Below are 12,398 nucleotides of genomic sequence, written 5' to 3' on the forward strand. Positions count from 1 at the left end.
CTCTCGACGAGCCGTGCGCCGCTTACCCCCGGACGGCAAACGCTGTCGCAGTCTGCCTTGATCGTCAAGCGACTGTTCTGTTCGCGTGTTCGTTAGCTCAATCAGGTTGCGCTAATGTCACATTCGGTGGACGCGTACGCGTGCGCGCAACTGCAAGCCGTCTCATTCACCCTTCCGCCGTTTCAATTTCGGCATGATCTCCTCGATCCGCGCCTTCAAGCCGTCCTGGGCCATCGCCACCGGTGACGACGCCCATTCCGAACGCAATCGAGAATATCTTGATCCAGAACGTCGAGATGCGGAGATAGATGTCCCTTCCGGTCAAGAAATTGAGGCCTTCCAGCATCGCGATGAACGCGGCCATCCTACAGTAATAGCCGGCAGCAGGATGTGCCAGCCGATGACCCAGCCGAACTGCAGTCGCGATAGCAATACAGGATCGAAGTCCTCGTCCCTCTGGATGCAGGCGAGCCGGCGAGAATCGCATCACCTTCCGTAGTAGCGGCGGCTGTGGCGGGAGCGCGTTTTCAGTGCCGTGGTCAAGCTATGGGAATTGGCGACGGTGTCGATGCCGGATTTTGAAACCAGCTGTTCTGCCGCGTCGTACGGCTTGCAACTCTCAGGCGTGACCGCGCCAGAGGCGATAGAGCACGCACCTAGCTTGCGTGCTTGTGCTGCTTAGCTGCGCAACGACCCCCGGGGGCGATGGGAACCGTCTGCGGCGATCCATGCTTCGGTGGGCTTGCAGCTCGCTTAGTCAAAGCGCTTCTCTGGGTAGGCACAGGGCGATCCGACCAACGGACAAGCGACGGCAGGACGAGAAATCGATGCTGCCGTCCAGTCCCGCCAGAATTGCCGCACGACAGGCAATGTAACGCGTGAAAGGCGTTTGAAACGTCACATTCGGCTATATGAGAATGAACGCCCCGATAAGAAGCGCGCCAAGCCCGATCGCGACGACAAGCCGTGTGGTGAGATCCATCAGGTCAATTTCCTTATTGCCAACTCTAACGTCTCGAGTTGGACGAGACCTTCCGTACGGAATCGTCGGTCCACGCCAATTGCCTCCGCGCCGGGAGAGAACCATGTCGGCAGCTTTGCCGGAGCAGAAACCCGTTTCGCCGCTGCCCTGCCCGGCGGCTATCATGAAACCAGCACATTCCGGAACTGCCAGGGATCGGATGTGTCGATGTCCTCCGGGAAGAGCCCAGGCCGGCCATCCACAGGCGTCCAGTCCGTATAGACACCAACGAGAGAGCCAAGATAGGGCTTCTGGATCTCCAGGCAGCGCCGGAAGTCCAGATCTTCAACTTCCACGATGCCGGCCTCGGGGTGTCAAGCGCCCAGACCATGCCTGCGAGCACAGCCGACGTGACCTGAAGCCCAGTAGCATTGTGATGGGGCACGAGCTGTCGTGTCTTCAATCGCGAGCTGCGAACCGTACCAAAACGCGTTTCTTGAATGGCCCTAAAGAAGCACGCCAAGTTCATCTATCCCGTCGACGATATGCGCGAAAGTTGTTGGACGCCTTCGCCGCCGAGGCTGCCATTAGGGGTGTTCGGCGGATCTGGGTGCAGAGCCACGATTTCCAGGCGCCAGGATTGTATGAAAAGGCCGGTTTTGTGCGTGTAGCTGAGTTTGCAGATTGGCCGGAGGGACACTCCAACGTTATTCTCTGCAGAACCCTGGAAGCCACGACGGCAACTCCATGACCACCATTTAGCGCAGGTAGCTGACGCGGACGCACTACCCGATATCGAACAGTCGGAGGGTGACGCTTACCGCGAAGTTGCGGAGCTGGCCTGGATTGCCGATGACGAAAACCAAACCGTCGAGCGTCACCGTGAACTTATCGCCAAGGGCACATGCTGGGTAGCGGTGGAGCAGGATGGCCGGACGGTCGCATTCCTGAGCGCGGAGATCCAGGACGACACATTGCACATCTGGGAACTAGCTGCGCGCCTTGACCGACAACGCTCAGGTATCGGACGCGCCTTGCTCGAAAAAGCAATCACAGATGCGAGGGAGCGCCGCCTTGTCGCGATCACCCTGACAACGTTTCGGGATGTGATCTGGAACGCGCCTTTCTATCCGAAGCTGGGCTTTCAGGTGCTGGGCGAGACGCATGCGGGAGACCGGCTTCGTCAAATACTGCGTCGGGAGATCGAACACGGGATGCCGGCAAGCAGGCGCTGCGCCATGCGCCTCATTCTCGGCTAGACGGAAATTGGCTAAAGTGATGGACAAAACCCTTGCTCTGGCAATGCCCGAATTTCGACCGGCTCTGATCGGCTGAGCTGGAAGGTTGATATCGCAGGCTAAAGAGCGTTGAAAAGCTGGCTCGGGCGGACCAATTTACATTGCGAAGAAGATTTTTCGCTATCCGGGAATAAAACGCCGCCCGCCCTGGTCTTCCATGCATACGCTGCTGATTGACCTTGAAGGAACGTCCCCCTGCAACCCCACACACTGACGACCGCGACGGCAATGGTCGACGCATTCCCAGGTGAAGGCGACGCGTTGGCCGCTTGCGGCTCCCAGCCTGTCTGCCTTAAACGTCCTGCCCAGTCGGGATCGAGAGCGCTCAGACGCCGCGGATGCGAGAACGCATCGGGGTGGATGAATCGTTGCGGTCCAGTGTGTGATTGACATCGATGAAACAGTTGCCTTCACATTCACCGCAGCTGGCGACCCTAAATACTTCCGCTGGGTTCGCTTGCAAGACAGAACCATCTTCGCTTCCTGGGCACTCAAGGCGAGGCGCATATCACGGTACACCAATGCTAAGCAGCAATGCGCAGGCCGACCGCTTCAGCGAAGTGGTAATGCCTCATCTCGCCGACGCGCTTTCGCTGGCCCGTTGGCTAACCGGCAATGCCACCGACGCCGAGGATGTCGTGCAGGACGCGTGCATGAAGGCACATGCCAGCATCGCCAGTTATGCCGGCGGCAATGCACGCGCCTGGCTGCTCACCATCGTGCGCAATGCGTGCTACACATGGCTGGCGCGGAACCGCCCGCGCAGCATCGTCTCGGTGGGCGATCTCGCCGATCTCGACGAGGTGAGCTCCGCTCACGCAGCCGATCCACCCGACAGCGAGAGCCCGGAGGCGACCCTGATCGCCAAGGCAGATACCGTAGCACTCGAAGCCGCGATCGCCGCCCTGCCGCAGCCGTTTCGCGAAACCCTCGTGCTGCGCGACATCAATGGCCTCGCCTACCGCGATATCGCGGCCATGCTAGGCGTGCCGATGGGTACGGTGATGTCACGGCTGGCGCGGGCGCGTGGCCTGCTGATCTCTGGCCTTGGGAGGGCGCAATGAGCGCGCACAACGACGGATTGCCCGAGGATGCCGCAGGCATGAACCTGATGCTGCACGCGCTGGTCGATGGCGAGCTTGACGCCGCCGCGGCCATAGCCGTTGAGCGGCGCATAGCCGCCGACCCCAAGCTGGCGGCCGAACATGCCCGCGTCATGGCCTTGCAAGGGGCTGTGGCCGGACTTCCGAAGCCGCAAGTCAGCGACGCCTTCAGCGCGCGCATCGCAGCCATGGCTGCTGCCGGCAATGTCGAGGTACTGCGCCCCAAATCGCCGACGGCACCAGCGAAGGCAAATCGAACGGGGTGGTCGGCGCGCAACTTCGGCTCATTCGATTGGCGCGCCATGGCGGCGTCTATCATGCTCAGCGCGGTGCTGGCCAGCGGTGCAACGCAATGGGCGATCCAGCCTGGCGTAGCCGATGGCTTTGCCGCAGGGGTAGCCAGCGGCCACCAGCGCAGCCTGTTGGCGATGAGCCCGGTGGATATCGTCTCGTCGGACCGACACACGGTGAAGCCCTGGCTCGACGCAAGGCTCGGTCTTTCGCCGCCGGCGCCGGACATGGCCAAGGACGGATTTGCACTCATCGGTGGCAGGGTCGAGGTCATCGGCGGCCGGGCGGTGCCGGCACTGGTCTATCGCCACCGCGAGCATCTGATCACCCTTGTCGCCGAGCCTCAAAAAGCCGGAGCTGTGACCGACCCTGTCGATCTCTCTGAGGGCGGTTTTTCGCTGGTGCAGTGGAGCGACGGCGCCTTCTCCTACTGGGCGATTTCCGACATGGAGCGGCCGGAGCTGGACGATTTCGTAGCGCGCTTCCGCGCCGCCACCGTGACCGGCTGATAGCCGACCGCCCAAACCTTTTCAGCCAATATCAAGTGCGACGTCACCGCTGGCTCGGCTACTTCGCGGTCAGACAGACCCACGGCACCAGCATGGTGCCGACCTCGGACGTGCGCGTGCAGCGTCGGCTGGCCCAGTTCCCGACAGCCGCCGTCCCTGATTTTGGGACCTCCAAAAGAATTTCGCGCCACCCGGGAATAAAGGGATGTCTTGGCGAGTCTTGTTGTTAGCGGGGCCAATTTCCCGGCACGCAACCAAGAAACGAAACAAGGATCTACCAAAATGACCAAGCTCGCTCTCAGCGTGGCTGCCATGCTGCTTGCCTCAAGCGCTGCCTTTGCCGGCAGCGACCATGGCGCCACCAACTCCAACCAGCCGGCCACCAGCGTCGACACCAACGCTACTGCTTCCATTCCCTCCACGCCGCGTCAGGACAGCGTCGACTCCAAGGTGACGACCGGGCCGAGCCAGGGGTCGGTTCAGGACATCATCAACCGGCACAACAACGACGGACTCTGGGGCCGCTGAACGCGCCTCGACCTCCAAACAACAACTTCTCTCAATCCTCAAGATCAGGAACTGTTTCAATGAAAAAGATCGTCCTTACCGCTGCCGCCATCCTCGTTGCCAGTGGCACGGCCTTCGCCGGCAGCGACCACTACGGCTCGAACACTTCCCGCCAGCCGGTCGCCAGCCATTCGGCTTCAAAAATCGACACCTCGCACACCAGCTCGATCCGAGAGGTCAAGAAGATCCATGGTGGTGCCGATGCCAGCGTGCCGGCGCAGTACGGCCAAGGCATCTGGGGCAACTGAGTTTCATCCGGTCAGGACCGATAGGTTCGGCAATCAGGACGGAGGGCCACGCTTGGCTTTCCGCCACCCCCACCTCTTAACACAGGAGATCATCATGTTTAACATGACACGTCGCACGTTGCTTGGGTCCGCAACTGCCGCTGCCGCATTCGGCCTCGCCGGCAGGTTGGAATTCACCCGTCCTGCCTTCGCCGAAACAGCAGTCGAGCCGGCCGTTGGCTTCTACAAATACATGGTCGGCGATATCGAGATCACCGCCATCTATGACGGCATCTGGCGCAAGCCGCACGACCCAGCTTTCATCAAGGATGTCTCCGTCGAGGACACCAAGGCAGCCCTTGCCAAGGCCGGCCTGACGACAGACTTCATGCCTATCCCGCTCACCGTCGTCGTCCTCAAGATGAACGGCAAGGTGATTATGATGGATGCCGGTTCGGGCGTCGGCCAATGGCAAACCAATGCCACCCATCTGCCGGCCAACATGGCCGCCGCTGGCATCGACTACAAGACTATCGACACCATCATGATCTCGCATTTCCATCCCGACCACGTCTGGGGCCTGATGGAAAAGGGGACCAGCGCGCCTGTGTTCCCCAATGCCGAGCTCATCGTCAACGCCACGGAATACAAGTGGTGGACCGACCCCGGCCGACTGGCAAAGCTGCCCGAAGGGCGCAAGCCGGCGGGCAAGCGCATCGCCGAAAACTTCCCGAAATGGAAGAACTGGAAGCTGGTCGAGGACGGCGCCGAAGTGGCGCCTGGCATGCAGATCATCGCCGCGCCCGGTCATACGCCAGGCCATTCGGTCTACCTCGCAAACTCCGGCAAGGAGCAGATCATGATTTCGGCAGACACAATGTATGTGCCGGCACTACTGGCGCCGCATCCGGACTGGCAAGGCACCTACGACCAGGATGGGCCGACGGCCATTACCACGCGCCACAAACTGATCGATCGCGTGATTGCCGACAACATCCGCATCTCCGGTTCGCACTTCCCGTTCCCGGGCACCGGCACCTTCGTCAAGGACGGCAACGCCTACGGCTTCACCCCCGTGCAAATTTAAGCGCGGCAATCCCAAAGCGAGAAAGACAATGGAACCTTCCCTCTTCAACAGGCACAACCTGTTCGGGCTGCTCGGCGCCGTTGCCGTGCTGACTGCCGTTCCGGTCGCCGTCACCGGGCCGGCCTATGCCGTGGACAACATTGAAGGCGACGACGCGCCCGACCTCACCGCAGTAAAAGCCAAGATCGATGCCAAGGACTATAAGGGTGCATTGGCCGATCTTCGTGACCTGGCGCAGGACACGCAGCAGGCCGACGTCTACAATCTGCTCGGCTTCACGCTGCGCAAGACCGGCGATTACACGACGGCACTGACCTACTACACCAAGGCGCTCGAACTGAAGCCGGACCACAAGGCGGCGCGCGAATATCTCGGCGAACTCTATGTCGAGACCGGCGACATGGCCAAAGCTAGGGAGCAGCTGGCATCGCTGACCCAGCTCTGCCCGGCAGGCTGCGAGGAACGCGCAGACCTGCAGAAGGCCATCGACACCAAAGTGACCCAATGAAGCCAGGCGGGCGCCGTCGTGCGGCGCCTGCCCTCTTTCCTATCTGGAGCCAATCGTGACAACGACACAAATCGCCTTGAAACTACATCTCACCGACTTGACCCTGCTGACGGGTCGCCTGCTGCTCTCATTGCTCTTCGTGCATGAAGGCGTTGAGCTGGCGATCCATTTCGACGGTGCCGCAAAAGCCATGGCCGCCCTCGGCGTCAGCCTGCCGCTTCTGATGGCCACCATAGCGCTGCAGCTGGGAGCCGGTCTTTCGATCGGCCTGGGCCTGCTGACGCGTCTGGGCGCGGTCGCGCTCGGACTGTTCTGTTTGGCAACAGCAGCCCTGTTCCACACCAATTTCGCCAGCCAGAACGAATTGCTGCATTTGGAAAAGGATCTCGCCATAGCGGGCGGCATGTTCGTCCTCGCCATCGCCGGAGCCGGCGCGATATCTCTCGACAGGGTGCTGAACGGACTCATGAGGCGCCGGCAACAGGACAGAGAGACGGTTGCCGCGCTCATAGCGGCCGGTAGCCCTTTGTCGGTGGGCGATATCAAGCTCCCGTTCTAATTTCGACCAAGACGCTGGGTCTCATATCAACTCGGCACGCCACAAACGCCTCGGGTGACCAGATGGCGCAAGCCGTTCTTGGCGTGCCGTTCATCGACGTCCGCTTAACGGCACGGATAGGGCCGCCCTATCGGCCGATTTGAGGCGCAAAGCTGCCAATGGGTGTAAGATAAATGCGGTCAGCGAATGGCTGGCCTAGCTTCTTGAATTTGGGCGAACCGCCTCGTAACCAGTTGACAGATAAGATGTGCTAGTCGCTGAGGGTCAGCGTTCTCTGTACGGGTCGCCAAGCCGTTTCCTCGTACTGTATGGTCTGGCGGACCTACTTACGATGACTCCGAATAGATCCGTCCGACAGGGCCGGACCAGCGGTCGAGGTGACTGCTTCCCGGGTCGCAACGTTCTCCAGAAATGTCGTCGCCGGCACGAAGAACAATGTGCCGGTGACCGCGCGGCTGAAGTCCAGCAACCGATCGTAGTTGCCTGGCGGCCGGCCAATGCGCTGCCACGTTTCGAGCCCTAAAGCTGACATTCGCGTCTGTAGCTCAGTAAGGGTTGGAATAAGTCGAACGGTGCCACGGGTGCGCGGGTGGTAAACCCGAAAACCAGGAGGAAGGGGGGCGGCTCTGCTCCCATTTCGACGGCGGCGGCAACATTTTGAGACCAGACCCTCGAGGCCAAGCGCGCGCAAGGCGGCCTTTTCAAAGGTCAACAACGCCGAGTTAAACGTCGAGCAAAACCGTTCCTTGCGGGCGGCTGCAACATGCCAGGACATAGCCGGCCGATTTATCTTCAGCATTCAGCCCGCCTAGATCGTCCATGGCAACTTCGCCGGATAGTTTGGCTATTCGGCACGTTCCGCAAACGCCCTGCTGGCAGGCGGTTGGGATGTAGATGCCACAGTTCCGTGCCGCTTCAAGCAGGGTCTCTCCGGGCGCGCAGTGATGCTCCACGCCCGAGCGGGCGAAACGGACCGAAGACGAAATCGCTGAAGCCAATTCCGACCGCGAACCATTGCTGCCTCCGAAACTCTCCTCGTGATACTGCGCCGGCGGGAAGCCTATTGCGTGAAGGCAGGCCCGTGCCGTCTTCATGTACCCTTCGGGTCCACAGGCAAAAACGGTGCGCCTGTGGAGATTGGGAACGAGGGTCAGCAGCATCTGACTGTCTATTCGGCCAGTTGGCCCCCTCCAGGTGCGATCTTCCTGGCTGCAAACGCACGTTACCCGCACGTTGGGGAAGCGAGAGGCAAGTGCGTCCAATTCCCGTCGAAAGATTATATCACCTGGCGTTCTGGCACTATGAATGAAGGAGATATCCTGGTCGGTTGCGCGGTCGGTAAGCGCACGCAACATCGACATCACGGGCGTTATCCCGCTGCCGCCCGAAAGGAAGAGCGGCGTTTCATATGGCAGGTCATCGAGATTGAATGAGCCGAGCGGCCCTTCGATTTCGACCTCGTCGCCCGCCCCCAAATTGTCGTGGAGCCAATTCGAAACCAGGCCGCCCGGTGTTCGCTTCACCGTGATCTGCAGGTCGAGCGGTCGCGTCGGTGGTGAGGAAACAGAGTAGGAGCGCGTCACCGCGGCACCCTCGATCTTGAGGTGCACGAGCACATACTGGCCCGCGCTGAAGCAGAACATCCGATCCGTCGGGGATGTGAAAACGAAAGTTTTCACATCGGGCGTCTCCTCGATTACACGACGGCAGAGTACGAGCTGCGATGTGGTTTGTGCCCATTGCCGATGACGCATCATCGGGAGGAGGCCGGGGGTCCCAACGTGTGCGTTCATCATTCATCTCGGTTTAAAGTAGAGCCAAGATGCCATTTCCAGGCCCGCCATAACAGGAGCCTCCCTCCCGCGTTATGATCGATTATTTCGATTACATATCCAATGACATCACGGCAACGTGAAGGGCGCGGATTCCCTTGCGGATGATCGGTTCGTGCTTGCGGCGCGCCAGGATGGCCGTGTGTACCGGCTGATGCAGGGTCGGAGCACCTTCGACGATGAACGATGGGCGTTCGAGGGCGAACCTGCGCGCATCGTCACTTCGCATATAGCAGGTCCCGCCCGCGCGCCGTAGCATCATCTCCGCCAAGGTTTCTGATCCCATGGAAAGGCGACAGATCGCCAACTCGCCAAGCAATTCGGCATGGGCCTTCTCCAGCAGGACCGTATAGCCAGGACGAATATAGGTTTCAGGATCGACCTCGGAGAGGGTTCTGGCTACCGTGGAAACCATCACATATTCCTCAACCATCAAATGTTCATAGGAGATTTCGGGTAGGTATCGTGGGGCGTAAAGCACAGCGATGTCGAGATTTCCCATGCTTAGGTCGCTGACCATCTGGTTCGAATAATCCGACTCGACATGGATCGACGATTTGGGAAGAGCCTGACACAGCGTCTCCACCCAACCCGGCAAAACCGAGCGGGTCATCCCGACCTGCGCGGCGACGCGCAAGGTGCCTTCGAAACGATTGAACGCCCGGACATCGTGGCGAGCCTGCGACCATGTGGACAGCAGGGATCTTGCGTAAGCTTCGAACCGGCGTCCTGCGGCGGTCGGTTCCGCCCCAGCGCGTCCGCGCTGGAACAGTTCGGACCCGATTGCGCTCTCGAGGTTCTTGATGCGGGTGCTGATCGTCGACTGGGTCAATCCTAGCCGATCCGCGGTGCGATTGAAGTTTCTCGATTCGATGATGTCCAGAAAGGTCTCGATGTGATCAAGTTGCATGAAATCTCCAATCGAAAAACTCGATCATATTCCACGTATCATAAGCTTGATCAAACAATACTCAAGGCGGAAGCTGTAGCACATCAGCGGCCGGCAGCGCCGCCGGGACGAGATACGGATACGGAGCGGAAGAAGTGTTCATAGTCGACTGCGACTGTCATAATTACTGGTCAAGCGCTACTGTGTTGGAGCCCTATCTCTCCGGCTTGTGGAAAGACATGTTCATCGAGGGCGAGAAAACAGGGCCCGTTGGGGCCTTTCCGCATGGTCATCGGCCCTGGTTCCACCCGCAGGACTTTTCCCGCAAGGACATCCGTCCGAAAACGGAAGCCGACAACTATTTCATCATGAAAGAGAAGCACCTCGACAAATACAAAGTCGACGTGGCGATCCTGCCGGCGATGAGCCTATCGAGGCGTCGACCCTGGCTAACCCTTACTATGCCAGCGCTCTGGTCAGCGCTTACAACGATTATCAGATCGATCAGTGGTTGCCGAAAGACGATCGGTTCATGGGCTCGATCATCATCGCGCCACAGGATCCGAAGCTCGCTGCCGCCGAGATACGCCGTCTTGGCAGCCATCCGCGCATGGTCCAGGTTCTCGCCTCCCAGGGGTCCGTCAAGCCGTATGGCGACCCGTTTTACCATCCGATCTACGAAGCCTGCGCGGAAGTGGGGTTGCCATTCGCCATTCATCTGGGCGGGCATGGCGGCGTGAATTCAACTGCCATTGCTCCTGCTCCGACGACATTCTTCTGGGAAACGCATGCCATTCTGCACATGTCGGCGATGTCGCACGTGGCAAGCATGATCGCCCATGGCGTCTTCGAGAAATGGCCGGACCTCTACTTCGTGATCATCGAGTGCGGCGTCGCCTGGGTTCCGTCGGTCCTTTGGCGCCTGGACGCCGACTACAAAGCGCTGCGCAAGGAGACGCCATGGCTGAAGATGCTGCCGTCTGAATATTGCCGGCGCAACATCCGCTTTTCCACGCAGCCGCTGGAGCAGCCTGCAAACATCCAACATCTCTGGTCCACGCTCGAAGCGATGGACGGCGAAAACACGCTGATGTTTGCATCAGACTATCCGCACTGGGATTACGACGATGCCAACACGCTGCAAATCCCTCCTGCATGGAAGAGCAAGATCATGGGACTGAACGCGCTGGAAGTCTACAAACGCATCCCCCGCGCGCAAGCCGCGAATGCCGCCTGAGGAAGCATACGATGCCCGAGAAGACATATATCTGCCGCGTCGACGAGATCGAAACAGGGTCTCCGTTCATCGCCAAGATCCGCAGCCTTTCGGTCGGGATTTTCCGCATCGGAGATTCATTCCACGCGCTGCTGAATGTCTGTCCGCACCGCGGCGCTCCGCTTTGCGAGGGGCCGCAATGCGGCACAACCGCGCCCGTTGAACAGGCGCAATTCATCTATCATCGCGAAAACGAGATCGTTCGATGCGCCTGGCACGGGTGGGAGTTCGACATCAAGTCAGGCGCGGCCTTGGTCGATCCCTCCGTTCGCGCGCGCACATTTCCAGTCACCGTCGAAGCCGGCGGCATCTACGTGACGGCCTGATTGGCGCAAGCCGATTGGGATTGGAAAAATTCGAAGGAAAGGTGGCGGAGCCAATAAGCAGATTTGTTCGCCGGTGCTTGACGAGAAATAACGCGGGGAACTCCGCAATGGGAGAGTCAAATGTCAGAATCTGAATACAAGCTTGGTATCGCGCAAAGCCTGGTCGGAGGCGGCAAGGTTTCCCGCCGCGACTTCATTCATCTTGGGCTGGCCGCGGGCCTGACCGTTGCCGCCGCCGACCGGCTGTTCGTGAGCACGGCGCGGGCCGAACCGATGCAGGGCGGCTTCGCCAAGCTCGGCATGGCTCATGGCGCGACGACGGATTCGATCGATCCGGCCGGCTACCCCGACACGTTCACACAAACCGCATTTTCGGGCTCGCTGTCCAACAGCCTCACTGAGGTCGACGCCAAAGGCAATGTCCAACCGGACCTCGCCGAGAGCTTTGAAACTTCGGATGGAGCCAAAACCTGGGCTTTCAAGCTGCGCAAAGGCGCAACCTTTCACAACGGCAAGACCGTGAAGGCGGATGACGTCGTGACCTCCTTGCAATATCACATGGGCAAGGACACCAAATCGGCGGCGAAGTCGCTGTTGGACTCCGTCGCCGATGTCAAGTCGGACGGCCCGGAAACGGTGGTCTTCACGCTCAAGAGCGGCAACGCCGATTTCCCTTACATCATGAGTGACTACCATCTGGTCATCATGCCGGCCAAGGACGGCAAGGCGGATTGGGCTTCAGGCGTTCGCACCGGTGCTTTCGTCCTCGAGAATTTCCAGCCCGGCGTTTCGGCCAAGCTCAAGCGCAATCCAAACTACTTCAAGAATGGCAAGCCCTATCTCGACGAGGTGGAGTTCATCGCCATCACAGATCTCGCCGCTCGCATGGCGGCGCTATCCACGGGGGAGGTGGACTATATCGGCCGCGCCGACCTCAAGACCCTCGGCATGTTGAAACGCAATCC

13 protein-coding genes and 3 pseudogenes are annotated in these 12,398 nt (G+C 60.0%); 11 read left to right on the top strand and 5 right to left on the bottom strand.

What is annotated here, in order from left to right; translation table 11 throughout:
* Positions 1 to 166: 166 nt before the first annotated feature.
* Complete coding sequence (locus tag EN884_RS38950; RefSeq protein ID WP_063170606.1) at positions 167 to 364, bottom strand: cytochrome ubiquinol oxidase subunit I; 198 nt, start codon at positions 362 to 364, stop codon at positions 167 to 169.
* Between the two features lie 779 nt (positions 365 to 1,143).
* Positions 1,144 to 1,506, bottom strand: a pseudogene (locus tag EN884_RS08550) (saccharopine dehydrogenase C-terminal domain-containing protein); the annotation flags it as partial.
* A 132-nt stretch (positions 1,507 to 1,638) separates the two neighbouring features.
* On the opposite strand from EN884_RS08550, the gene EN884_RS08560 reads away from it, so the two are divergent.
* The 8 genes from EN884_RS08560 (at position 1,639) to EN884_RS08595 (ending at position 7,110) form a co-directional block, all read left to right on the top strand.
* Positions 1,639 to 2,220: a GNAT family N-acetyltransferase gene (locus tag EN884_RS08560; RefSeq protein ID WP_206516556.1), complete on the top strand. Its 582-nt coding sequence runs from the start codon at positions 1,639 to 1,641 to the stop codon at positions 2,218 to 2,220.
* Between the two features lie 560 nt (positions 2,221 to 2,780).
* The gene (locus EN884_RS08565) at positions 2,781 to 3,323 is read left to right on the top strand and encodes a sigma-70 family RNA polymerase sigma factor (RefSeq protein WP_027162036.1); all 543 of its coding nucleotides are present in this window, start codon (positions 2,781 to 2,783) and stop codon (positions 3,321 to 3,323) included.
* Complete coding sequence (locus tag EN884_RS08570) at positions 3,320 to 4,162, top strand: anti-sigma factor (RefSeq protein ID WP_063170608.1); 843 nt, start codon at positions 3,320 to 3,322, stop codon at positions 4,160 to 4,162. The genes EN884_RS08565 and EN884_RS08570 overlap by 4 nt, the downstream gene beginning before the upstream one ends.
* A gap of 282 nt (positions 4,163 to 4,444) precedes the next feature.
* The gene (locus tag EN884_RS08575; RefSeq protein WP_063170609.1) at positions 4,445 to 4,690 is read left to right on the top strand and encodes a DUF680 domain-containing protein; all 246 of its coding nucleotides are present in this window, start codon (positions 4,445 to 4,447) and stop codon (positions 4,688 to 4,690) included.
* Between the two features lie 59 nt (positions 4,691 to 4,749).
* Positions 4,750 to 4,977, top strand: a complete 228-nt coding sequence (locus EN884_RS08580) for a DUF680 domain-containing protein (protein WP_063170610.1) — start codon at positions 4,750 to 4,752, stop codon at positions 4,975 to 4,977.
* Between the two features lie 94 nt (positions 4,978 to 5,071).
* The gene (locus EN884_RS08585) at positions 5,072 to 6,043 is read left to right on the top strand and encodes an MBL fold metallo-hydrolase (protein WP_027162032.1); all 972 of its coding nucleotides are present in this window, start codon (positions 5,072 to 5,074) and stop codon (positions 6,041 to 6,043) included.
* A gap of 28 nt (positions 6,044 to 6,071) precedes the next feature.
* Entirely contained in the window at positions 6,072 to 6,551 is a 480-nt protein-coding gene (locus EN884_RS08590; RefSeq protein WP_063170611.1) for a tetratricopeptide repeat protein, read from the top strand.
* Between the two features lie 97 nt (positions 6,552 to 6,648).
* Complete coding sequence (locus EN884_RS08595) at positions 6,649 to 7,110, top strand: DoxX family protein (RefSeq protein ID WP_338039906.1); 462 nt, start codon at positions 6,649 to 6,651, stop codon at positions 7,108 to 7,110.
* 322 nt (positions 7,111 to 7,432) lie between these two features.
* Here the strand turns inward: EN884_RS08595 and EN884_RS39435 are convergent.
* The 3 genes and pseudogenes from EN884_RS39435 to EN884_RS08610 all read right to left on the bottom strand — a co-directional run.
* Positions 7,433 to 7,609, bottom strand: a pseudogene (locus EN884_RS39435) (peroxidase); the annotation flags it as partial.
* Positions 7,610 to 7,832: 223 nt separating this feature from the next.
* The gene (locus tag EN884_RS08605) at positions 7,833 to 8,789 is read right to left on the bottom strand and encodes a hybrid-cluster NAD(P)-dependent oxidoreductase (RefSeq protein WP_158515817.1); all 957 of its coding nucleotides are present in this window, start codon (positions 8,787 to 8,789) and stop codon (positions 7,833 to 7,835) included.
* Between the two features lie 205 nt (positions 8,790 to 8,994).
* The gene (locus EN884_RS08610) at positions 8,995 to 9,852 is read right to left on the bottom strand and encodes a LysR family transcriptional regulator (protein ID WP_027162028.1); all 858 of its coding nucleotides are present in this window, start codon (positions 9,850 to 9,852) and stop codon (positions 8,995 to 8,997) included.
* A 134-nt stretch (positions 9,853 to 9,986) separates the two neighbouring features.
* Here EN884_RS08610 and EN884_RS08615 point away from each other — a divergent pair.
* From EN884_RS08615 to EN884_RS08625, 3 genes and pseudogenes are all read left to right on the top strand, one after another.
* Positions 9,987 to 11,068: pseudogene (locus tag EN884_RS08615) on the top strand (amidohydrolase family protein).
* Positions 11,069 to 11,079: 11 nt separating this feature from the next.
* The gene (locus EN884_RS08620) at positions 11,080 to 11,433 is read left to right on the top strand and encodes a Rieske (2Fe-2S) protein (RefSeq protein WP_023809364.1); all 354 of its coding nucleotides are present in this window, start codon (positions 11,080 to 11,082) and stop codon (positions 11,431 to 11,433) included.
* 120 nt (positions 11,434 to 11,553) lie between these two features.
* A partial coding sequence (locus EN884_RS08625; protein ID WP_245491915.1) for an ABC transporter substrate-binding protein occupies positions 11,554 to 12,398 on the top strand: 845 nt, incomplete at its 3' end.

It is taken from the genome of Mesorhizobium sp. M7A.F.Ca.AU.001.01.1.1 (assembly GCF_004022735.1).
GTDB classification, from domain to species: domain Bacteria; phylum Pseudomonadota; class Alphaproteobacteria; order Rhizobiales; family Rhizobiaceae; genus Mesorhizobium; species Mesorhizobium ciceri.

Bases quoted from the DNA above. Each gene is read 5' to 3' on its own strand.
- EN884_RS38950 (WP_063170606.1), bottom strand. From the start codon at position 364: ATGGCCGCGTTCATCGCGATGCTGGAAGGCCTCAATTTCTTGACCGGA.
- EN884_RS08580 (WP_063170610.1), top strand. From the start codon at position 4,750: ATGAAAAAGATCGTCCTTACCGCTGCCGCCATCCTCGTTGCCAGTGGC.
- EN884_RS08565 (WP_027162036.1), top strand. From the start codon at position 2,781: ATGCTAAGCAGCAATGCGCAGGCCGACCGCTTCAGCGAAGTGGTAATG.
- EN884_RS08620 (WP_023809364.1), top strand. From the start codon at position 11,080: ATGCCCGAGAAGACATATATCTGCCGCGTCGACGAGATCGAAACAGGG.
- EN884_RS08575 (WP_063170609.1), top strand. From the start codon at position 4,445: ATGACCAAGCTCGCTCTCAGCGTGGCTGCCATGCTGCTTGCCTCAAGC.
- EN884_RS08570 (WP_063170608.1), top strand. From the start codon at position 3,320: ATGAGCGCGCACAACGACGGATTGCCCGAGGATGCCGCAGGCATGAAC.
- EN884_RS08610 (WP_027162028.1), bottom strand. From the start codon at position 9,852: ATGCAACTTGATCACATCGAGACCTTTCTGGACATCATCGAATCGAGA.
- EN884_RS08590 (WP_063170611.1), top strand. From the start codon at position 6,072: ATGGAACCTTCCCTCTTCAACAGGCACAACCTGTTCGGGCTGCTCGGC.
- EN884_RS08585 (WP_027162032.1), top strand. From the start codon at position 5,072: ATGTTTAACATGACACGTCGCACGTTGCTTGGGTCCGCAACTGCCGCT.